We start from the raw sequence: 21685 nt of genomic DNA, 5'->3' as shown, positions 1-21685 counted from the left end.
GCCTATTCATTGGCCGGGTACATTTCTGGTGGCTCTTTCTCCTTGGTCTTAACAATGAAAGGTCTTAGGGCTTCGGTTTCGTCCAGGTACAGGAAAGCGTCATAGCGCTCCGGAATAATGGTGGGCACGTAATTGCCGTACTTTTCCCGGTTAGGGTCATACACAACCCCAATGGCGCGGTGGGCAATCTGCTGGCGGGCTTCGTTGATTTCGCGAAGTTCTCTGGAGAGCAGCAGTTTATCGGGTGATCCCCCCATGTTGTGCAGCCAGTCTTCCCAGGAACCTTCCCGGGCAGGTGGCACCTCCATCTTTTTCATGGGCGCTCCCCAGGAATCTCCGGCAATCACGGAGCCTTCATAGGACCCGAAACCAGCCAGATACACATTTTCGCGGCCGTATTTTTCCCTAGCCAGTTGCCCGATGTTCACCATGCCGGCACGCGCCATATCGGTGAAGCGGGCGTCTCCAATGTGCGTGTTGTGCTCCCAAATGATGGCTTTTGACTCGGGGCCATGGAATTCCAGCAAGCGGTCCAGCGTCTCCATCATGTGGTGATCGCGGATGTTCCAGGAATTACCGCCCCCGCGCACCATAGATTTATAGTAACGCTCAGCATTAACGGCCACCAGAGCATTTTGCTCGGCATCAAATAGTGCTTCGGGGTTCTTGGCTTCTCCGTTTTCACGCTTGCCCAGTTCCTGCAGCATAGATACCACCTCGTCTTCGCAGTCTTCTGAAACGTAAGCCACGGCTCGGGCATATTCCTGCGGATCTGAACTGTACGGCTCAAAGCATTTAAAGGCCTCTTTAGCGGCTTTCACGGCTTGCCCGTCTTTCTTCTCCAGGTACTTCATAATGTTCTGGAGAGAATTCCACAGGCTGTAAACGTCTAATCCATAGAAGCCCACTTTATTGGTGGCAGGTCGGTCATTGTTTTCTTTAAGCCACTCAACCAGGGCCGCTACTTCCCAGTTGCCCCACATCCAGGTGGGCCAGCGGTTGAACGTTTTGAGCACATCAGACACTTTGGTGCCCGGCTTGCAGTACCCCCGGATAAACTTATTGATCTGATAACAGTCTGGCCAGTCGCCCTCTACGGCAATAAAGGTAAAGCCTTTCTCTTCAATGAGGCGTTTAGAGATGGCGGTGCGCCAGGAATAGTACTCAGAGGTGCCATGGGAGGCCTCCCCCAACATTACAATGCGGCTATCTCCAATATCGTCCAGCAGAATATCAAGATCAGCCTTGGTCTCTAGCCGGTGATACGGCAGTTTCAAATAAGTCATGGAATAAAGAGGGAAATATGAACTCCCTGCCTTTTACCCCACATAGCTTTTAAAAGTTTGCTCGTTTTTGGCCTATTTTTTCAGAAAAAGGTCAAAAACCGAAGCATCTAAATACCTCCTTCTTTGAATAACCACATAAAAGCAGAATCAATCCTGACAGAAAGGCCACGTGGTACTTAGAAAAGGTTTCTGCAACTACCTGAAGCAAGCCTTACCCAATTAAAAACAAAAAAGGCAGCCGCTGCTATGAAAGCGACCACCTTTTCCTGAGTCTTAAATCTGAAATCTATTGAATCTATCTGGAGCCGAAAACGCGCCGTAACAGCTCAGTGGTACGGGCCACTGGGTTCTCCCTGATGTTGGCCTCCTCCTGTGCCACCAGCACAAACAATCCGTCAACTGCTTTCTGGGTAGCATAGGCTTCCAGATTCGGGTCTACTTTTTTCACCAAAGGTATCTTGTTGTAGCGGTTCACCAGTTCTGAATAGTACCTGGTGGCATTCACTTTGTCCAAAGACTGTTTCATGATTGGGCTGAAGGCCGCCGTGAGCTGGCTGGTAGTGGTACGCTTCAGGAACTGGGTAGCCGCATCTTTCTCACCGCGCAGGATGTTCCAGACATCACTGAAGGTAAGCTGTTTAATGGCGTTCAGGAAGATAGGAGCGGCACTTTTGGCCGCATCCTCGGCACCGCGGTTCAGGGTAAGAATGAACTTGTCTACTTCAGAGCCCAGGCCAATCTGCCGAAGCGTATTTTCCACGCGCTGCACATCTGGCGGGAAAGGAATCCTGATCAAGCTGTTTTTATAGAACCCATCAGTTTGTGAGGCTTGGGTGGCACCTTTATTGATTCCCTGCGATAAGGCTTGTTTCAGGCCGTTGGCTACTTCGGTTTGGGTTAGGGGTCCTGTGCTCGTCTGCCCGGTTTGCTGCATGATGCCACCAATGGCTTGCTGTACCTGGCTGGTTGTGCAGGAAGAGACTCCTATTAAAATCAGTCCGCTTAAAACAAAGGAGGGCGAGACTAGTTTTTTCATACGTGCGTACATGTTTATTACTTTTGATCAACGGTGGTCAGGAGGGCCTACGCATAAATCAAGCCAAATAAATGAAAAAGGAAATATCGGCAGAAATCATCACCATAGGCGACGAGCTTTTGTACGGCCAGGTCATAGACACCAACTCCGCCTGGATTGGCCAGGAATTGGCAAAAATAGGCATCCGGGTGATGCAGATCACCAGCATCTCTGATAACCCCGGTGCCATTGTAGAAACGCTTTCGCAAACCATTGCAAGAGCCGATGTCATTCTGATTACCGGCGGGTTAGGTCCCACCAAAGATGACCTCACCAAACATACTTTGGCCAGGTTCTTCAACACAGAGCTTCAGCTGCATCAACCTTCTCTAGACGATGTGGAGGCCATTTTCAGGCGCTCCAACCGCCCCATGCTGGAAGTGAACCGCCAACAGGCCTTTCTGCCGGCCTCCTGCACGCCCATCAGGAACATCCTGGGCACTGCCCCCGGAATGTTGTTTGAAGAGCAGGGAACGGTGATCGTCTCCATGCCCGGTGTGCCCTTTGAGATGAAGCAGATGATGACCGATATCATTCTGCCCCGCCTGCAGCAGCATTTCCAACTGCCCCAGATCATCCACAAAGTGGTGCAGACCATTGGCATTGGCGAATCTTTCCTCTCAGAGACCATCGCCGATTGGGAAAACAACCTGCCAGCTAATTTGAAGCTCGCCTATCTCCCTCATCTGGTTGGCGTACGCCTGCGCCTGACCGGAATGTCTGATGGGGTACAGGACCTGGAAACCCAGCTGCAAGCCCAGGTAGAAAAACTTACCCAGATCATTCCTCAACACATTTTTGCCTATGGCGAGGTTACCCTGGAAGATGCCATTGGTCGGTTATTGAAAGCACGGAACCTCACCATTTCCACTGCCGAAAGCTGTACCGGCGGGTTAGTGGCGCATAAGTTGACCAGTGTGCCGGGTAGCTCGGCGTACTTTATGGGCAGCGTGGTGGCGTACAGCAACGAGGTCAAAAAAGCCCAACTGAGCGTACCCGCCGAGACGCTGGAAAAGCACGGAGCCGTGAGCGAAAAAACCGTTAGGGCCATGGCCGAAGGCGTGCGCCAGTTGTTGAAAACCGATATTGGCTTAGCCACGAGCGGCATTGCCGGGCCTGACGGTGGTACTGCAGAGAAGCCCGTAGGCACCATCTGGATTGCCTACGCAGATGCCCACCAGACCATTGCCCGCAAGCTCAATTACAACAAAACCCGCCAACTCAATATTGAGTACACGGCCCTGCAGGTACTGGATCTTGTCCGGCAAAGTTTGCAGCCGCAAGTTGAGGTGTAAACAAAAAAGCCTAAATTTGCCTAACAACAGTTAGGTTCAAAGGAATCTGTGACGGGTTGGGAACAATCATTCCCTGTTTTTTCTGTAACATTGTATTCCCTTTTCCTCTACCTGGCAGAGGTATTCTGTTTCTTCATAAACAAAAATTGACTGACACATACATATGGCTCTTGTAGAAATGGTGATGCCCAAAATGGGCGAAAGTATCATGGAAGGCACCGTGCTGAAATGGTTGAAGCAAGTGGGCGATACCATTGAGCAAGACGAGTCTGTTCTGGAAGTAGCCACTGATAAAGTTGATACGGAAGTACCGGCCATCCAGGGCGGCATCCTGAAAGAGATCCTGGTACAGGAAGGCCAGGTAGTGGCCGTGGGCGCTCCTATTGCCATCATCAGCACCGGCGGTGAGGAAGAACCTTCGTCATCTGCCCCTGAGCAGGAAGCTGCCCCCGTTGCCCAACCCGTAGCTCAGGAAGTCGCTCAACCCATTGAAGCTCCTCAAGCCAACGCTCATACGTTCCAACGCCTGGAGCAACCAGCCTCGGGCCGTTTCTATTCCCCGCTGGTGCTGAACATTGCCCGCGAGGAAGGCATTTCCATGCAGGAACTGGAGTACATTCCGGGTACCGGCAAAGAGGGCCGCGTGTCTAAGAAAGATATCCTGGAGTACGTGGCCGCCCGCCAGAACGGAAGCTCAGCCGCTCCGGCAGCTCAACCAGTTGCCCAGCCAGTTGCAGCTCCCGCGCCACAACCTACTCCGGCCGCTCAGCCTCAGGTTGCACCAGCCGCCAGCACTCCGGCTGTGGCTCCGGCGCAATCGTACAGCGGTAACGTGGAAATCATTGAGATGGACCGCATGCGCAAGATGATCTCCCAGCGCATGGTGGACAGCAAGCGCATCTCCCCACACGTGACCTCTTTTGTGGAGGCCGATGTGACCAACCTGGTGAACTGGCGCACCAAGATGAAGGATGCCTACAAGAAGCGCGAGGGCGAGAACCTCACCTTCACTCCTATCTTTATTGAGGCCATTGTGAAAGCCATCAAGGATTTCCCGATGATCAACGTGAGCGTAGACGGCGACCGTATCATCAAGAAACGCGACATTAACATTGGGGTAGCCGTGGCTCTGCCTAGCGGAAACCTGATTGTGCCCGTGATCCACAACGCCGACCAGATGAACCTGAACGGCCTCACCAAGAAGGTCAACGACCTGGCTAACCGCGCGCGTCTGAACAAACTCACCGCCGCTGATCTGGCCGATCCTACCTACACCATCTCCAACGTGGGCTCCTTCGGGAACGTGATGGGTACGCCAATCATCATGCAGCCTCAGGTAGCGATTATGGCGGTTGGGGCCATCAAAAAAAAACCAGCTGTGATTGAGACTCCTGAGGGAGATTTGATCGGGATCCGGCAGTTCATGTTCCTGTCGCACAGCTATGACCACCGCGTGGTAGACGGCTCTTTGGGCGGAATGTTCGTGCGCCGCGTATCGGATTACCTGGAAGGCTTCGATCCGAACACCAATATCTAGATTTAACGATTTGAAAATAAGAAGATTTGAAAATGATCTTCTGTCTAGAAAAGCCTCTCCTTTACCGGAGAGGCTTTTCTGTTATGAGGTACGTTTCCAGCCCTTTTTCGGCAAAACAGCCTTAAAACGGATTTCCAGAACCAACACCCCAAGAATATAGTAAAAGTGTTATCTTACCTTGAACAGACCATCTGACATTTCTACCCTATGAAAAATGCGCTTTTACTCGTCATCATTGCCTTTCTGCTTTTTCTGTCCATATTCTTCTACTGGAAGCAAAGCCAGGCCGAAACTGAATTAGCCTCAGCCAACGAGAAAATCACCAGCCTGGAACAGCAGATCCGGCGCATGACGAATAATGTGCCCGCAGATACGCTTCGGCCTACCCAGTCTACCCAACCGGAAATAGCACCCACCGTAGCCGAGGAGAAAATCACCCCGCCGGAATCCACCACGTTTGAAGAGGAAATCGGTACGCTAAGCGAAAGCGATGTGCAGCGCCTCAAACGCAAAGGCCTCAGGAACCCGGAAGCCGACCTGATGAACGATGTCATGCGGAAACAGAAAAGCCTGGTCACCGCCTCTGGCAGTGTAGGCGGCACCATGGCCATTCGTGACGTGCGCATCCTGAATGACCGCTACGCCCTCGCTTACTTTGAAGACGGCCACAACGGCGGCTATGTCCTGCTCCGCTTCTCTGTAGACAACGGCGCCATCACCTGGACTAGGCTGGATTCTTACACCATGTAGCGTTTCAGGCCTGTTTTCTAGAAAACGAGCTTGAAATGGAGTAAAGATATTCTAAAACACTGGCGCGAGACTTCAGTCTCGTGGCTTGGGATGAAGCGAGTCTCCAGACTCGCCGGGAACCACAAGCTAAAAGGACCTTTCTATGGCGCGGTTTACTTCCGTTCCTTGCCTGTGTTCTAAAGGCACGGAAGTAACTTCCGCGCCATAGTTGCCATTGGAACTCAGCCATGCGCGGTTTCGCTGCGGGGCAGCGAGGGTAGTCTGGAGACTACCCATTATCGGTTGGCACGAGTTACAAACTCGCGCCAACGGGTGAGAACGTAAAAGGCTTATAAACAAAAACGGCTGCTCTGTTGAGAGCAGCCGTTTTATTATTCATCAAATTTCAACTTCTATTCAGTAGGAAGCGCAGCAAGGCTCTGCTCCAAGGCGGCAATCTTAGCCTCGGCGTCTGATTGCTTTTTGCGCTCAGCGCTGATTACGGCTTCTGGGGCACCGCTCACGAAACGTTCGTTGCTCAGCTTTTTCACTACGCTGGCCAGGAAGCCTTTGGTGTAATCAAGTTCCTTCAGGAGACGGGCGCGCTCAGCGGCGGCATCAATGTTGCCTTCCATCGGGATGAAGAACTCAGAACTGTCTACCACGAAGGAAAGCGCGTTATCCAGTTGCTGCTCGGTTTCCTGGATTTCGCTCAGGTTTGCCAGTTTGCTTACCAACGTTTCGTACCCCGCGATGGCGTTCTTGCCTTCCACCAGGCGCACGTGCAAGGCCAGCTTTTTGGCCGGTGAAATGTTCTTGCTGTTGCGCAGGTTCCGGATCTGGCCTACCACGTTGAGTACGTACTCGGTCTGCTTGAGCAGATCAGCGTCTACCCTACCTTGCTGCGGCCAGGAAGCTACCACCAGGCAATCTTTGGCGGTGCGCTCTTTCATGGAGTTCCAGATCTCCTCAGAGATGAACGGCATGAACGGATGCAGCACCTTCATAAGCTTCTCCAGGAAGTCATTGGTGGCCTGCAACGTAGCTGCGTCAATGGGTGACCCGAAGGCCGGTTTGATCATCTCCAGGTAATTGGAGCAGAAATCATCCCACACCAGTTTGTACACGGTGAGCAGGGCATCGGAAATCCGGAATTTGTCGAAGTGATCCTCCAGGGTGTTGAGCGCCTCGTTGAACTTGGAGTCAAACCACTTGATGGCCTTCTCGTTCGGGTTCGCTAAAGTCTCATCTACTTCCCAGCCGTTAATTAACCTAAACGCATTCCAGATCTTATTGCTGAAGTTACGGCCCTGCTCACAGAGTTTCTCATCAAACAGCAAGTCATTACCGGCCGGTGAGCTGAAGAGCATCCCCGCGCGCACGCCATCGGCACCGTACTTGTCAATCAGATCCAGCGGATCTGGCGAATTCCCCAGCGACTTAGACATCTTGCGGCCTTGGGCATCACGCACAATTCCGGTGAGATACACGTTCTTGAACGGCAACTCTTTGCGGAACTCGTACCCGGCCATGATCATCCGGGCCACCCAGAAGAACAGGATCTCAGGGGCGGTTACCAGGTCATTGGTGGGGTAATAGTACAGGATATCCTCGTTGTCTGGGTCTTTGAACCCATCGAACACCGAGATAGGCCACAACCAGGAAGAGAACCAGGTATCCAGCACGTCTTCGTCCTGACGCAGGTCAGACAATTGCAGATCGGGGTTGCCGGATTTCTCGCGGGCTTCGGTTAAGGCTTCCTCGGCGGTACGCGCTACTACAAACGTACCATCTGGCAGGTAGTACGCCGGAATGCGCTGGCCCCACCACAACTGACGCGAGATACACCAATCGTGCACGTTCTCCATCCAGGAACGGTACATGTTCTTGAACTTAGGCGGGTGCAGCTTGATGGTGTCGTTCATCACGTTCTCCAGAGCTGGTTTGGCCATGGCGTCCATCTTGCACCACCACTGCATAGAAAGCTTAGGCTCAATCACGGCATCGGTCCGCTCAGAGAAACCTACGTTGGTCACGGAGTCTTCCACCTTCTCCAGCAGGCCAGCCGCTTCCAGGTCTTTGGTGATTTTCTTGCGCACCACAAAGCGGTCCTCGCCCACGTAAAGGCCAGCGCGCTCATGGATGGTTCCATTGTCGTTCAATACATCAATGCTGGGCAGGTTGTGCTTCACGCCCAGTTCGTAGTCGTTGATGTCGTGGGCCGGGGTTACTTTCAATACCCCCGTTCCGAATTCGCGGTCTACGTACTCATCAAAGATGATGGGAATGGCACGGTTCACCAGCGGAATAATGGCTTTCTTCCCCGCCAAGTGCTTGTACCGCTCATCCTCGGGGTGTACGCAGATGGCCACGTCGCCCATGATGGTCTCGGGGCGTTTGGTGGCAACGGTAAGCACCTCGTCAGAACCTTCAATGGCGTAGTGCAGGTAGTACAACTTGCCGTTTACCTGCTTGAAGTTTACCTCCTCGTCAGACAATGCGGTCATTCCCTGCGGGTCCCAGTTTACCATGCGCACACCGCGGTAGATGTGGCCTTTGCGGTACAAATCCACGAACACCTGAAGTACGGCATCGGTCATGTCTGGCTCCATGGTGAAGCGGGTGCGGTCCCAGTCGCAGGAGGCACCCAGTTTCTTGAGCTGCTCCAGAATGATGCCGCCGTATTTCTCTTTCCACTCCCAGGCGTATTCCAGGAACTCCTCGCGGGTAAGGTCACTTTTGTTGATGCCTTTCTCCTTAAGCATGTTCACCACACGGGCCTCAGTGGCGATGGAAGCATGGTCAGTACCCGCTACCCACAAAGCCTCTTTGCCTTGCATACGGGCGCGGCGCACCAGCACATCCTGAATGGTGTTGTTGAGCATGTGGCCCATGTGCAGCACACCCGTTACGTTGGGCGGCGGAATTACCACCGTGTAAGGCTCTTTTCTGGGGTTTGGTTTAGACTTGAAGAAGCCGCGCTCCAGCCAGGTGGCGTACCACTTGTCTTCTACTTCTTTGGGGTTGTATGTTTTAGGAATTGACATCACTACAATGTGCTAATGTTTTTATGTGCTGATGTGCTACTGAAGCAGCGCCCGCACGAACCATGCGAAGCTACAAAAATAGCAAATTAGCCGATGTTAGTTGACAGATATTGGTTAAGCTCTCCGGTAAAGCTCCCGTTTTCAGGCTGATTTCGGGAAAACGGTGTATAAACGATGCCGGTGGAGACACTCGTAGGACCTTCGGACACTACGAGGTCTGTTGCATGGAACTCTCTGCTTCCGCTGGCGCGAGCCTCCGGCTCGTGTCCGCACGCATTCCCGAGATAACAAGATTCACTCTCTTCTTTCATCCTGAAAGGCTCTTTTGCCAAACCAGACATGCATTGAAGAAACGCAACTGCCGTTTGCCCACAAGATCCTTCCAGGAGGACAAAAAGAAGGTATGGAATGCGTGTGGACACAAGCCGGAGGCTCGCGCCAGCGAACAAATAGTGGCTCCCGTTTCGGGTCAATTTTACAGAAAGCAGCCCTGAAACGTCAGAAAACAAAAAACCCGCACGAGGCGGGTTCCTGAATAGCTTTCTATAGAAGGATTAGCTGGCGTGCAACCACTCTTTCTTGGCTAGTAAGGCTTCCTCGGTCTCGCGATAGTCGGGGTCATCCACGCAGCAGTCTACCGGGCAGACCGCGGCACACTGCGGTTCCTCGTGGAAACCGACGCACTCGGTGCACTTGTCAGAGACTATGTAATAAAACTCGTCTGAGATAGGCGGTTGCGGGGCTTTGCCGTCTACCGTTACGCCACCGTCTTTTTCCACTTGGGTCAGAGAGGTACCATCGGCCCAGGTCCACTGTACGCCACCTTCATAGATAGCCGTGTTGGGGCACTCCGGCTCGCATGCGCCGCAGTTGATACACTCATCTGTAATCATTATAGCCATAATCGTATCTCCTGTTTCTTTTTAGTAATTTCGCACCGCCAACGGCACGCCATTCCGCGCACAAAAGTAATAGGTTATGCGCATTGTATCAAACGTTTCTCACGCTTCCACTGTTTCCCCAATATGCTTACCTTAGAAAACAGACTATCCGCTTTTATACAACTAGGAGTTTACCTTCGCACCTTACCCGTCGAGGAACGCAGATACCTGGCTCGCAGGGCCAGTGAACACAATAACTTCTTTGACTTCCCAAATGTTTCAGCGGCGCTGGACGGCATTGCCAGCATGTTGCAGAAAGAACAGCTGGAGGCCTGGCTGGCTCAATATGATATTCCGCAAATTAACCCTTCGCCTAAGAAAGTGGGAGTGGTAATGGCGGGGAACATTCCGGCCGTGGGTTTCCATGATGCGCTTTGCGTTCTGTTGGCTGGTCATATCTTACAGGCAAAACCGGCCTCGGGCGATCCGTTTCTGTTGCCGCACCTCTTGAGCAAACTGGTGGACATTGAGCCCGGTTTTCAGGAGCAGATCCAGTTGGTGCATATGATGAAGGAATCTGATGCCGTGATTGCGACCGGTTCTGACAACACCGCCCGTCATTTTGAGTTTTACTTTGCCAACCGGCCGCACATCATCAGAAGGAACCGCACCAGCGTGGCGGTGCTCACCGGCAATGAAACCAAGGAAGAACTGGCTTCTTTGGGCGATGACATCTTGCAGTACTACGGGTTGGGTTGCCGCAACGTCTCCAAAGCCTACGTGCCGCAAGATTACGATTTCACTCCGTTTTTTGAAGCCATTCAGTCTAAACAGGAAGTGGCCAACCACCACAAGTACCAGAACAACTATGACTACAACAAGTCTATTTACCTGGTAAACGGCGTGCCGCACCTGGACAATGGTTTCCTGATGGTCACTGAAAACCAGCAACTGGTTTCTCCTATCTCGGTTCTTTTCTATGAAACGTATACAGACCAGCAGGATTTAGGCCAAAAGCTGGAGGCGGTGCAGGAAAAACTGCAGTGCGTGGTTTCCAAAGAAGCCCATTGGCCCAGAAGCTTCGCGTTTGGTCAGGCCCAGTGCCCCTCTGTAAATGATTATGCCGATGGCGTGGATACCATGGAATTCTTGCTTAAATTGTAATTAAGTTTTGGGGCTGTTTCTCAGAAAGTGGCTCTAAAACGTGTTTTTTCTCGGTGGCAACAGATTTTACGCAGCTTTATTGTGTGATTTACCGTTTGCAGATGTAATAAGTTCTTTATTCATTGGGCTACTGACTAACGCCAAAACATGATTATGCCATGGAAAAAACCCTGCCCCACTGCCAGCTGATAGACAAAGAAACTATCCCGCAATTACAATTTGGCCAAGAGGATGTGTTACCGGACAAAGAGTCAAAAACAAGACGTCTGCATGACTTAGAGCGTGCCAGCCGTTTAGGAAACGGATATCATGGGAAAGTGGAAATCACTTTCCAGGTAGCTACCGGCGATATCCTTCGGGTTCAAACTACTATCTGGCAAGCCGATAAAGATTACACTACCATTAAAGCCGGTGCTACGCTACCCACCCGCTCTATTTTAGGTGTTGAATTTTTCTAGCGCATGCTCCTGAAGGTTAACCTTTCTTCAGGATCTTACTTTCAGTTTTCCGGTTAAACAGGAAACTAGTTCAAAAAAAGCCGAGGCCTTTGGTGTGCAACCAAAGGCCTCGGCTTTTTTTATGGGTAAGAAGGTTAGATTCTGTCCAATACCTTCAGAATCAGGTCATCTATAATCTCGTCACTGTTTGAAGCAAACTGATGGGTAATGCGGTTGGCCACAATGGCGTTGAGCGAAAGAACTTCATGCCCCAATAGTCGGCCCAGGCTGTAGATTCCGGCGGTTTCCATCTCAAAATTGGTAAACCGCACGTTCTCAAACTGGAAGTCTTTCAGTTTCCCAATCACATTTTCAATTTTGGGCTGTAAACGCAGCAACCGGCCCTGTGGGGCATAAAACCCGGGACAGGTGAACGTGTTGCCGTGGATCATGTCTCCCGCAATCTGCTCCCGCAGAATATCTGAGCCTTTTGCGCAGTAAGGCAGAAATCCCAGACCAAGCGCCAACTGCAGGTTCACGGCAATCTCGGTCTCATAGCCGGTTTCCATGAGCGGGTAGAATTGCATGAGGGTATCAAGCCCCACGGCATATTCAGTAGCCAGGTGGCTGCCCAGCGGCACATCTTCCTGCAAGGCCCCGGAGGTTCCAATGCGGACAATCTTGAGAGAGATGCGGTCTTCGGGCTCTACGGGTTCTCGGCTCACAAAATCAATGTTCACCAGCGCATCCAGTTCATTCAAGACTATGTCAATGTTGTCTGTTCCAATACCGGTTGACACCACCGAGATCCGTTTGCCTTTGTAATAGCCGGTATGCGTGACAAACTCGCGCTTGGCTACCTGCACCTCAATGGAATCAAAATAGCGGCTTACGCGGGCCACGCGGTCCTGGTCTCCCACGGTGATGATGGTGTCAGAGATCATCTCGGGCAGCAGGTTCAGGTGATAGATGCTGCCATCGGCGTTCAGGATTAGTTCAGACTCCGGAATTCGGGACATAGTTTCATAGTTTTAGGTGGTACAATAGCGCCAAAGGGCTTAAGAGAAATCCTCTCCGGCTGCTTAAGGTAGTATGGCAAAGTAGGAAAACAAAAAAGCGCCGACCAGTTGCTTTGCACAACGTCCGGCGCTTTCTCAAGTTGTTTTCTATTGTTTAAACGGCTTTGGGCTGTTCCTTTTTGCGTCGGTTCAAGCCTTTGTACGGGTTGTAGCCGTTGGTGTTTTTCTGGTAGTAACCGGTACCATCGTACGGGCGTTTGTCTGGATGCTCCTGGCAAGTGGTAGAGCAGGCACCGTCCATTTTCACCCCGCATTCCTGGCAGATAGGCACGTGCAGGTTGCAGTGCGGATTGGCGCAGTTCACCATTCTGGCCGAGGGCGTGTTACACACATGGCAGCGGGAAATCACCACCGGGTTCACGGTATTCACATCCACGGCCACGCGGTTATCAAACACGTAGCATTTGCCCTCAAAGTCCTCGCCGCCAGCTTCCATGCCGTACTTGATGATGCCGCCGTGCAGCTGGTACACGTTCTCAAAACCTTTCTCCAAAAGGAACGCGCTGGCTTTCTCGCACTTGATGCCGCCGGTGCAGTACGTCAGGATTTTCTTGCCCTCGTACTTCTCCTTGAGCTCGTCAATCTTATCCGGAAACTCCCGGAAGTTTTCAATATCCAGGGTCACGGCGTTCTTGAACTTGCCCATGCTGTGCTCATAGTCTGAGCGCACGTCCAGAATCACCACATCTTCCTGGTCTTTCATCTCCTTGAACTCCTTTGGCGAGAGATGCACCCCGGTACGCTGAGTAGGATCTACGTTGTGCAGCCCGGCATGTACAATCTCGGGTTTGTGCCGCACGTGCAGTTTGGTGAACGCGTGCTCATCGGCGTAATCCACTTTGAAGTCGATGCCCTCAAAACGAGGATCAGCCTTCACGGCGGCCATGTAGGCTTCGCAGTCTTCTACCAAGCCTGAAACGGTACCGTTCAGGCCTTCGGCGGCCACAATAATGCGGCCCAAGAGGTTTAGATTAAGGCACAGCAGGTGGTGTTCCTCCCGGAAAGCCTCTGGGTCTTCAATCTTGGTGTAGTGGTAATAGAGTAAGATACTGTACTTTTTCATACGGCTTAGTTTCAGACTAAGTGTAGTTAATGTGCTAATTGATGAATGTGCTGATATGCTATTGGGCAACACCAGCGTTTGCATTTTGGTGCGAATTTAAGGAAAACAGCCCGGAAACGGAAGATGACCTTTGTCAGTACTGAGTTCTGAGTCTGTAGTCCTGAGTCTATTCTATCAGGACTACAAAAATCTAACGTCCAGAATTTAGCGTTCAATGCCTTCCTTAAACAGGCTTGGCGGGGTTCCCGAAAACGGTTTGTTTCGCGGCCACATCGGCCACTACCACGGCGCCGGCACCCACGCGCGCGTTTTTGCCAATCTTCACGCCAGATACGATCACCGCTCCGGTACCCACAAAGGCTCCCTCGGCAATGGTGACCCCGGCGTTGACCATGGCTCCGGCCCCTAACTGCACGTTGTCTTCCAGCACCGCGTTGGTGTCTACCACAGCCCGGGCGCCTACAATGCAACCGTTGCCAACTTTGGCATTGGCGTTCACAATAGCCCCGGCCTGGATGAAGTTGCCGTGCCCCAGCCAGGCGTGCTCAGACACGTAGCTGAATTTATGGATGGCATTGACCGGCACCACTTTGTAGTCTTCCTTAAGCATATTGGTGAGGCTTTTGCGCGCGGCAGTGTCCTCGGCGGCCACAAACACGTCGCACTTCTTGCCCAACATTTTCAGGAAGTTCTCATCTTCTGTGTTCCCCATCACGGTGATGTCGTTCACTTCTTTCCGTTGCAAAGCCACTTGGTCATCCAGAAAACAATACACAATGACGTCATTGCTTTGGAAGGCATCTAAGGCCAGCACGCCCAACTCCTGGGCGCCTAATATAATTACCGGATTCTGCATGTTCTTTACGTTTGTTGTATTTACGGCTCACTCACATGGGAAAGCCTCCTTTGCTTCTTCTTTTCAGAAAAATGCCGTTACTGATTCTCGCCTCTTTTCAGGGAAATGAGACAAAACAATCAGCCCGCAAAAATAGGCAAAGAAAACCGAATAGCTTACTCTCTCCTGGAAGACAGCCGTTTGATCCAGTGAGGGATTGGTCCCCAGCTTATCACCACTAACAAAAAGAAGGGTAACAATGGTGCCCGGTACCGGTGCAGAGAACCCAGATTAGGAGTAGGCAAAGTTACCAACACGGCCGCGATGCAGAAAAACACCAATAGCACGGCCAGAAACGAAGGTAGCACAGGCTTTTTTAGATTCTTAAGGAGTTGGAACACCGTTAGGAGTATGGTTAAGAGCAAGGCAGTATTCTCCAGTGCCATCGCCTTATAAAAAAAACGCGCAGGTTCCCACAGTAAGGGCCTTACAAGCATCTGCAAGACAGCTTCGGGTGCATGCTGCAATATGGAGACAAGATTAGGTTCCAGGTTGGGAAACTCCAGATGCGGGTTTGACAAATCTGTCTTAGCGGAGAGATTACGGTAGTTCCAAAGGATGTGCTTAGCAAAGAAGTCCAGTTTAAAGGTAGGATGAGCAAAGGAGGCGATAAACGCACCTGCTGTTAATAAACCCAACCAAATCATGAACTGCCTTATGGCTGGTCGTAGCCAATCTACACGCCTAACTAGCCATTTTACAAACAAGAAAGTGACCAGTAATACAAGGAGTACTGCCGTCAAGAAGAACTTGATGCGCCAGAGAAGCCAGACACAAGGCAAAAGCAACAGCAAACCTCTAGTTGTCTCAGTTACACTTTTGGTCTTGTATAGTTTCAGGAACAGCCCAACAGTGAGGCAAAGGCTTCCCATGAAAACCGCGTCTTTGGTGATTCCACTGGTCCAAAAAACCACGGAAGGAAAGAACAGAAAAGCGATGATTGCTCCCATTCCGAAATCCGGATAATGCTCCTGTACCTTTCGTACCAGAAACCAACATCCCCAAAAGCTGAACAAGGAAAGATATAAGCTACTGAACCAATAAGAGTTGTTAGTTAGCAAGCAGACAACACTCAATAACTTTAAAAAGAAAAAGGAATTGGAATAATCCCGCCACTTAGTAAAGCCTATTGGAATGTTGTCTGTTTCATTGAAAAGCAGCAGACGAAAGTATTGTCCCAGATTCTGGCTGGCGACCTCTTTTACTTTGAAGGCCTGCTGATGGTAAACCCAGGTATCTCCGCCCCCCAAGTAGTGAAGGTAAACCCAACCGAGCAACACTCCGCAACTAAGTTTAAACAACAGGGCGGACCAAAAAACCCATGCATTTGCCTGCCCTTTAGCGGACCTCCACAGCAGTAAGACCAAGAAAAAGAAAACCGGAAGGTGGAGCCAATCAGCGAGCTGGTTCATGCAGGAGAAAGATTCTGTTTCATCAGGCGGTGCCCGATGGTGCAATGTACGCATTTCCGGGGAGTACAGTAGGAATGGTACAACCCTAGCAGAGCTTGGGAGTCTGCCGCCGAGGTATGGGGGAAATGAAGACTGCTGAACAAGCGTGTCACTCGGTTGTTCTCTTTGGCAAGATCTTCCAGCATACCCACAGCCTTTTCCTGGAAAGCGGCATTGTCCATCCGTCTGCTATAGGCCACTAATAAAGGAGCCACCACATTAATCATAAGTCCCTGGATGCTCTCCTCTCCTATCTGGGTAAATGGATGCACGGCTGGTTTTCCATGAGCGTAGTGCTGTTGCCAGTAAACAGGAGGAGTTTGCCGGAAGTAATTGAAGTAATCTGCTTTGGTCTCACAGGCGATTAAGTCTGACCAAAGGTGCTCATGGGCTAGTAGAACTGCCAACCATTGCCCTAACCGAACGGACGGGAAATTAGCGGGCCTGAGCCTGAGCATGTTCCAAGCACTGAAAGGTAAAGAAGCTGGCAAGGTATGCTTCTGCGCCAGATAACGGTGCTCTTTGGCTAAACTGCTGAGGTACTCATCTACCAGAGCCTCAGGTAACTGAAGAAAACCGGCTTGACCAAACACTAAAGCTTCCAGTTGCTTCGGCGAGTGCCTGTATTTCTTGATTATGCTCCAGGGCAATATCTGGGTAAGTCTCAGAAATCCGGCCTGATTGATTTTGAACCCGAAGCCAGCGGCCATGGTCTGGTAAACCGTGCTTTCCCAGTCCTGTTTGTTTTGCTCCAGCCGCTCCAACACCAAGCTAGCTTTCCCTTCCAATCGTTCCAGCAGGGCTTTGTCCATCATGGAAGATTTGAAGATGCTCTCTAACCCGGGAACCTGTGCAGCACAAGGAATCACGTCTCTGCTCCACAGCAATTCCTCATAGGTAGATTGCAGAGGCAAAAGAACCCGGTCTTTCAGCTCCAGGGTAGGCATCAGGGTTCCCTCTTCGCGGTAAACGGCTTCATCGTTTTCCCACACCACATGCAGTATTACCTGGTTGTACTTGGCATCATGCTGGTGCTGGTGCTTTTGCCAGTCAGAGGCTTTAAGGTGCAGTTCCACGCTACCTATCCATTCGGTGCCGGCTAGTTTTACGCGCGCACCAGAAAAATCGGGACCCGCATCTGAGCGGTTGTAGAAACCTGGGTGCAGTACTGTGATTTCCTCGTGGGCAGTGGTCAGCAGCCTGTCTTTTCGGAAGTATTGGTAACGCCAGATGTAGTGCAGGAAATCTTCTTTCATGAAACAGCCTTTCACATATTTCTGCACATACGCAACAGATTGTGAAAGGCTGTTTCCCCAATTAGAGGTTAGGCTATATTTTGGCTGTGAATTACAGAAAACTGCTCTAAAACAGTGGTTGGTTATCTGGGCAGGTATTTATCTAGATACTGCTCCATTTCGCGCTGTACCAACAAGGCAGCCTCACGGGCTTTTTCGGCAAAGTCTTCGCCTTGGGAGGCGTAAATAATCTGGCGGGCAGAGTTCACCAACAGGCCGCATTGCTTGTTCATCCCGTATCTGGAGACTTCTTCCAGGTTGCCGCCCTGGGCTCCAATCCCAGGTACCAGCAGGAAATGATCCGGAGCCAGATCCCTGATTCGCTCAATATAGTCATGCCGGGTAGCCCCTACCACGTACATCATGTTGTCTGCGGTGCCCCAAGTCTGGCTGTTGTGGATGACCTTCTCAAACATGAAGTACGATTTGCCCTCAGACACCACGCTCAACAACTGGAAATCATCATGGCCAGGATTGGAAGTGAGCGCCAGCAGAATCACCCACTTGTTGGGGAACTGCAGGAAAGGCGTTACTGAATCTATGCCCATGTACGGCGCCACGGTGAGCGAATCAAAGTTCATCTGCTCAAAGAAGGCACGTGCATACAGCTCTGAGGTGTTCCCTATGTCGCCACGCTTGGCATCGGCAATGGTGAAGATATCCTGCGGAATGACATTCAAGGTGCGCTCTAAGCTTACCCAACCTTTTGGCCCGTGCGCCTCATAGAACGCGATGTTGGGCTTGTACGCCACACACAGATCTGCGGTAGCCTCAATGATCTGCCGGTTGAACTCATAAATAGGATCCTCAAACTGAAGCAAATGCGGAGGAATCTTCTTGATGTCGGTATCCAGGCCGATGCAGAGGTAAGAACGCTTGCGCTGAATCTGCTCAAAAAGCTGTTGTCTGTTCATGAGTCAATGGTTAAGTAGGTTACCGCAAAGCTAAAGCGTTTTGAGCATGTTTTGGGAAAATCGGTTGAAAAATGGTGAATGAACCCAAGGCTAAACCCATGAAAAAGGCTCCCGCTTTTCAGCAGGAGCCTTTCTAAAAAATCTTGATATTTGGTACGTACTACAGGTTACTACCTCAGGTCAACTACCTTTACGCCTTTGTATTTGGTTTTGTCAAAGGCAAAAGTAGTAGCGGTTACCGGAGGGTTAGGCGTGAACTTGTTCACTTTGTAGGTGTACCGGTTGCCGTTTTTACGGAACATCTTCCAGGACTTCAAAGAGTTGTCCTTTTTGCTGATGTGGAGCCGGATCTTGAACACTTGGTTATCCCGGTCATTGGGGGTTAAGTCAATCACGTGCACAGCCTCTCCTCCTTCTTTCTCTTCACCGGCATACATGTAACGGTAGCCTTTCTTGTAAAGATTATAGATCTGGTTAGGCGTTAGCTCCTGCTCATCTGGGTCGTTGTCAGAAATAGTGACTTCGTTCTCTTTCTTCATGAACGTCCAGATGGTAGCGCCGTTGTTGATGATTTCCTGCCCGGCCACGGCCAGCCTGAACTTGTTACCAGACACGGTAATATCGCCGCTGATGGACTCCTTGGCTTTGGCCGATGGGCTTTCTACCGTTTGGGTAAACGCTACTTTGAAAGCGTTCATGGCCTGGTATTTCTTGCTCATGGCATCCAGAACTCGCTCGGCTTGGGGGTCTTTCTGCACGTTCTGAGCGTTGGTCAGCTGAACCATCGCTAACAGTACAAGCAGATATGAAAAGAATCGTTTCATGGTCTCTAGTTAAATGAATTCGGTTTTACTTACGGATTCATATTATTCAATAACTGTTCCAAACTGTATTCATCCGGAATTAAAACTTCACGGGCCTTGCTTCCCTCAAATGGTCCCACCACGCCGGCAGCCTCCAATTGGTCAATCAATCGGCCGGCACGGTTGTAGCCCAGTTTCAGACGACGCTGCAACAGCGAAGTACTTCCCTGCTGGTGCGTGACCACAATCCGGGCGGCTTCTTCAAACATGGAATCTTTGTTGCTGGGGTCAAAATCGGCTTTCTCGTTGCCGCTTTCATCGCCCACAAACTCCGGCAACAGATAGGCATCCGGGTAACCCTGCTGCTCGCCAATGAACTCACAGATGCGGTCCACTTCCGGTGTATCCACAAACGCGCACTGCACCCGTATGAGGTCTGACCCCAGCGAGAACAGCATGTCTCCCTGACCAATCAACTGATCGGCGCCGCCGGTGTCCAGAATGGTACGGGAGTCAATCTTAGACGTTACCTTGAAAGAGATACGGGCCGGGAAGTTGGCTTTGATGATACCCGTAATCACGTTCACTGATGGACGCTGCGTTGCTACCACCAGGTGAATCCCGATAGCCCGGGCCAGCTGCGCCAGACGCGCGATTGGTGTTTCCACCTCTTTACCGGCGGTCATCATCAAGTCGGCCAGCTCGTCAATTACCAGCACAATGAACGGCATGAAACGGTGGCCTTTCTTGGGGTTCAGGCGGCGCTCTACAAACTTGAGGTTGTACTCCTTCAGGTTGCGGCAACCGGCGTCTTTGAGCAGATCATAGCGCTGGTCCATCTCCATACAGAGCGAGTTCAGCGTATTCACTACCTTTTTGGTATCGGTGATGATGGCCTCCTCGGCATCGGGCAGTTTGGCCAGGAAGTGGCGCTCTATCTTGTTGAACAAAGATAATTCCACCTTTTTAGGGTCTACCAGCACAAACTTCAACTGCGAAGGGTGGCGCTTGTATAGAAGCGAAGTCAAGATCGCGTTCAGACCCACCGATTTACCCTGCCCCGTGGCACCCGCCATGAGCAAGTGCGGCATTTTGGCCAAATCGGCAATGAAGACCTCGTTGGTAATGGTTTTCCCGAAGGCGATAGGCAGGTCCATCTCGCTTTTCAGGAATTTCTCGGTGCTCAGGATGGACTTGATAGGTACCATCTCCTTTTTCTTGTTCGGCACCTCAATCCCGATGGTACCTTTGCCCGGAATTGGCGCGATGATCCGGATACCCAAGGCGGCCAAGCTCAAGGCAATGTCGTCTTCCAGGCTCTTGATCTTGGAGATACGCACCCCGGCATCGGGCACAATTTCGTACAGCGTTACGGTTGGCCCAATGGTGGCTTTAATACTGGCGATGCCGATGTTGTAGTTCCCCAGGGTCTCTACAATGCGGTCTTTGTTGGCCTCCAGTTCTTCTTTGGTTACCTGTACTTTGCCCACGCCGTAGTCAATGAGCAGCTCCAGGGCCGGGTACTGGTAGCGCGGCAGATCCAGGGTTGGATCATAGTTTTCGCTCACCAACTCATCGGCTTCTTCCTCCTCGGCCACTTTCTCAATGGCTAAATCTATTTCGTCTTCGGGCTCAGAATCTTCAATCAGGACATCTTCTTCTTCGTCCACTTCCAGGGAAAGCGGCACAGAAACGGCAGGAGCAACAGCTTTAGGAGTAACCGGCAATTCGTTTACGGCAAAGAGGTTTTCTTCGGGTTCCTCTACTTCTTCCTCCTCGTCCACAAACTCCTCTTCATACTCGTCTTCGGGCTCATACTCAAGTTCTGGTTGTTGCTCGGGTTCTGGCTCCACTTGCTTTTTCTTCAAGATAAAAGGGGCCGGGAACTCGGGTTCCTCTTCTTCTGGCTCAAACGAACCGGAAGGATTGGTCAGGTGATTCATGGCTACTGACGGAGAAGCGTATACACCTGAATCTGATTTCTCCACCACAGCAGGGGCCGGCGTAGCCAGTTTCGGGAATTTTGGTCTGCCCAGCGTAGTAATGTTGAAGAAGAACATCACAAAAGCAATGAGGGCAAAACCCATCAGCAAACCGGTTCCCCACCCTAAAAGGCTCTGCAACCAAAGGGCGCTCTCGTAGCCAATGGCTCCGCTTAAATACCCGAAATCTGCGGCAGAATTATTCAAAAGTACCAGATAACCCGCCGTGATGCAGCCCCACAACAGCCCGAAAAGGCAAAGGGTTACCACGGACGATAGGGTAATAGACGTGCGCCGGAAAACGATTTTATACCCTATGTAAAAAACGATAGGAATAAAGAAGAAGGAGGCTACGCCAAACCACCGGTTAATGAAATAGTCAGAAATCCAGGCACCAAACAAGCCCAGCCAGTTCTCAGAGGCCAGACCGGCTTCCTTCACGTCCTCGGTGGTCACTGACTCCACAATGCTCTGGTCTGCCGTGCCCGTGAACAGGAACGAGACAAAGGCGATGGTCAGGTACAGGGAAGACAGCAGGAAGAAAAACCCGACAAAAAGCTGTAGCCGTCGGTCTTTCAGGAAATCAAAGGAAAGTTGCGGTTTAGGGAACGACTTTCTGGGCTTGGCCTCTTTGGGGGCGCGTGCTTCTGTCTTTCCCTTCGGTTCATTCTGAGTCCGGGGCGTGTTCTTAGGCCGCGGACCAGTCCCTACATCGCGTTTGTATGTGTTCGTTGCCATGCTGTCTCCAAACT

The 21685-nt window shown here is 51.3% G+C and carries 17 protein-coding genes; 5 read left to right on the top strand and 12 right to left on the bottom strand.

The genetic code is table 11. The features are described 5' to 3' along the window. Positions 1-2: 2 nt before the first annotated feature. Together JT719_RS19930 and JT719_RS19925 are read right to left on the bottom strand one after the other, a co-directional pair. Positions 3-1286 carry an erythromycin esterase family protein gene (locus tag JT719_RS19930; RefSeq protein ID WP_207435488.1) on the bottom strand — a complete coding sequence of 428 codons (1284 nt, stop codon included), beginning with the start codon at positions 1284-1286 and terminating at the stop codon, positions 3-5. Between the two features lie 295 nt (positions 1287-1581). Continuing rightward, complete coding sequence (locus JT719_RS19925) at positions 1582-2322, bottom strand: DUF4197 domain-containing protein (RefSeq protein WP_207435487.1); 741 nt, start codon at positions 2320-2322, stop codon at positions 1582-1584. A 71-nt stretch (positions 2323-2393) separates the two neighbouring features. Here JT719_RS19925 and JT719_RS19920 point away from each other — a divergent pair, with 71 nt between their 5' ends. From JT719_RS19920 to JT719_RS19910, 3 genes are all read left to right on the top strand, one after another. Then, positions 2394-3656: a competence/damage-inducible protein A gene (locus JT719_RS19920; RefSeq protein ID WP_207435486.1), complete on the top strand. Its 1263-nt coding sequence runs from the start codon at positions 2394-2396 to the stop codon at positions 3654-3656. Between the two features lie 163 nt (positions 3657-3819). After that, positions 3820-5193, top strand: a complete 1374-nt coding sequence (locus JT719_RS19915) for a dihydrolipoamide acetyltransferase family protein (RefSeq protein ID WP_207435485.1) — start codon at positions 3820-3822, stop codon at positions 5191-5193. 207 nt (positions 5194-5400) lie between these two features. After that, positions 5401-5943, top strand: coding sequence for a hypothetical protein (locus JT719_RS19910; protein ID WP_207435484.1), 543 nt, complete (start codon positions 5401-5403; stop codon positions 5941-5943). A 392-nt stretch (positions 5944-6335) separates the two neighbouring features. On the opposite strand, the gene JT719_RS19905 is transcribed toward JT719_RS19910, so the two are convergent. Continuing rightward, on the bottom strand, positions 6336-8969 hold the full coding sequence (locus JT719_RS19905) for a valine--tRNA ligase (RefSeq protein WP_207435483.1): 2634 nt from the start codon (positions 8967-8969) through the stop codon (positions 6336-6338). A 554-nt stretch (positions 8970-9523) separates the two neighbouring features. Continuing rightward, positions 9524-9871 (bottom strand): 4Fe-4S dicluster domain-containing protein, encoded by a 348-nt coding sequence (locus tag JT719_RS19900; protein ID WP_207435482.1) that lies wholly within the window; start codon positions 9869-9871, stop codon positions 9524-9526. Between the two features lie 123 nt (positions 9872-9994). On the opposite strand from JT719_RS19900, the gene JT719_RS19895 reads away from it, so the two are divergent. Together JT719_RS19895 and JT719_RS19890 are read left to right on the top strand one after the other, a co-directional pair. After that, the gene (locus JT719_RS19895; protein WP_207435481.1) at positions 9995-11014 is read left to right on the top strand and encodes an acyl-CoA reductase; all 1020 of its coding nucleotides are present in this window, start codon (positions 9995-9997) and stop codon (positions 11012-11014) included. Positions 11015-11172: 158 nt separating this feature from the next. After that, a complete protein-coding gene (locus JT719_RS19890; RefSeq protein WP_207435480.1) occupies positions 11173-11472 on the top strand; it encodes a hypothetical protein in 300 nt (99 codons plus the stop codon). Positions 11473-11606: 134 nt separating this feature from the next. Here the strand turns inward: JT719_RS19890 and JT719_RS19885 are convergent, their stop codons facing one another. From JT719_RS19885 to JT719_RS19850, 8 genes are all read right to left on the bottom strand, one after another. Then, on the bottom strand, positions 11607-12470 hold the full coding sequence (locus JT719_RS19885) for a nucleoside phosphorylase (RefSeq protein ID WP_207435479.1): 864 nt from the start codon (positions 12468-12470) through the stop codon (positions 11607-11609). A 154-nt stretch (positions 12471-12624) separates the two neighbouring features. Further along, positions 12625-13593, bottom strand: coding sequence for an oxygen-dependent tRNA uridine(34) hydroxylase TrhO (gene trhO / locus JT719_RS19880; RefSeq protein WP_207435478.1), 969 nt, complete (start codon positions 13591-13593; stop codon positions 12625-12627). Positions 13594-13816: 223 nt separating this feature from the next. After that, complete coding sequence (locus JT719_RS19875) at positions 13817-14449, bottom strand: NeuD/PglB/VioB family sugar acetyltransferase (RefSeq protein ID WP_207435477.1); 633 nt, start codon at positions 14447-14449, stop codon at positions 13817-13819. A 155-nt stretch (positions 14450-14604) separates the two neighbouring features. Then, positions 14605-15900 (bottom strand): hypothetical protein, encoded by a 1296-nt coding sequence (locus JT719_RS19870; RefSeq protein WP_207435476.1) that lies wholly within the window; start codon positions 15898-15900, stop codon positions 14605-14607. After that, positions 15897-17195, bottom strand: a complete 1299-nt coding sequence (locus JT719_RS19865; protein ID WP_207435475.1) for a DUF2851 family protein — start codon at positions 17193-17195, stop codon at positions 15897-15899. The genes JT719_RS19870 and JT719_RS19865 overlap by 4 nt, the downstream gene beginning before the upstream one ends. Before the next feature lie 122 nt (positions 17196-17317). Next, on the bottom strand, positions 17318-18148 hold the full coding sequence (pyrF, locus tag JT719_RS19860) for an orotidine-5'-phosphate decarboxylase (RefSeq protein ID WP_207435474.1): 831 nt from the start codon (positions 18146-18148) through the stop codon (positions 17318-17320). Positions 18149-18318: 170 nt separating this feature from the next. Continuing rightward, complete coding sequence (lolA1, locus tag JT719_RS19855; RefSeq protein WP_207435473.1) at positions 18319-18972, bottom strand: outer membrane lipoprotein periplasmic chaperone LolA1; 654 nt, start codon at positions 18970-18972, stop codon at positions 18319-18321. Between the two features lie 29 nt (positions 18973-19001). After that, entirely contained in the window at positions 19002-21671 is a 2670-nt protein-coding gene (locus tag JT719_RS19850; RefSeq protein ID WP_207435472.1) for a DNA translocase FtsK, read from the bottom strand. Positions 21672-21685 lie beyond the last annotated feature (14 nt).

Source organism: Sabulibacter ruber (assembly GCF_017355955.1).
In the GTDB taxonomy this organism is placed as follows: Bacteria; Bacteroidota; Bacteroidia; order Cytophagales; family Hymenobacteraceae; genus Nibribacter; species Nibribacter ruber_A.
The sequence above is the reverse complement of the archived record's forward strand: the minus strand, read 5'-3'. Positions and strand labels throughout refer to the sequence as shown.

Coding starts and splice junctions, on each gene's coding strand:
- JT719_RS19930 (WP_207435488.1), bottom strand. CDS start 1,286: ATGACTTATTTGAAACTGCCGTATCACCGGCTAGAGACCAAGGCTGAT.
- JT719_RS19925 (WP_207435487.1), bottom strand. CDS start 2,322: ATGAAAAAACTAGTCTCGCCCTCCTTTGTTTTAAGCGGACTGATTTTA.
- JT719_RS19920 (WP_207435486.1), top strand. CDS start 2,394: ATGAAAAAGGAAATATCGGCAGAAATCATCACCATAGGCGACGAGCTT.
- JT719_RS19915 (WP_207435485.1), top strand. CDS start 3,820: ATGGCTCTTGTAGAAATGGTGATGCCCAAAATGGGCGAAAGTATCATG.
- JT719_RS19910 (WP_207435484.1), top strand. CDS start 5,401: ATGAAAAATGCGCTTTTACTCGTCATCATTGCCTTTCTGCTTTTTCTG.
- JT719_RS19905 (WP_207435483.1), bottom strand. CDS start 8,969: ATGTCAATTCCTAAAACATACAACCCCAAAGAAGTAGAAGACAAGTGG.
- JT719_RS19900 (WP_207435482.1), bottom strand. CDS start 9,871: ATGGCTATAATGATTACAGATGAGTGTATCAACTGCGGCGCATGCGAG.
- JT719_RS19895 (WP_207435481.1), top strand. CDS start 9,995: ATGCTTACCTTAGAAAACAGACTATCCGCTTTTATACAACTAGGAGTT.
- JT719_RS19890 (WP_207435480.1), top strand. CDS start 11,173: ATGGAAAAAACCCTGCCCCACTGCCAGCTGATAGACAAAGAAACTATC.
- JT719_RS19885 (WP_207435479.1), bottom strand. CDS start 12,470: ATGTCCCGAATTCCGGAGTCTGAACTAATCCTGAACGCCGATGGCAGC.
- trhO (WP_207435478.1), bottom strand. CDS start 13,593: ATGAAAAAGTACAGTATCTTACTCTATTACCACTACACCAAGATTGAA.
- JT719_RS19875 (WP_207435477.1), bottom strand. CDS start 14,449: ATGCAGAATCCGGTAATTATATTAGGCGCCCAGGAGTTGGGCGTGCTG.
- JT719_RS19870 (WP_207435476.1), bottom strand. CDS start 15,900: ATGAACCAGCTCGCTGATTGGCTCCACCTTCCGGTTTTCTTTTTCTTG.
- JT719_RS19865 (WP_207435475.1), bottom strand. CDS start 17,195: ATGAAAGAAGATTTCCTGCACTACATCTGGCGTTACCAATACTTCCGA.
- pyrF (WP_207435474.1), bottom strand. CDS start 18,148: ATGAACAGACAACAGCTTTTTGAGCAGATTCAGCGCAAGCGTTCTTAC.
- lolA1 (WP_207435473.1), bottom strand. CDS start 18,972: ATGAAACGATTCTTTTCATATCTGCTTGTACTGTTAGCGATGGTTCAG.
- JT719_RS19850 (WP_207435472.1), bottom strand. CDS start 21,671: ATGGCAACGAACACATACAAACGCGATGTAGGGACTGGTCCGCGGCCT.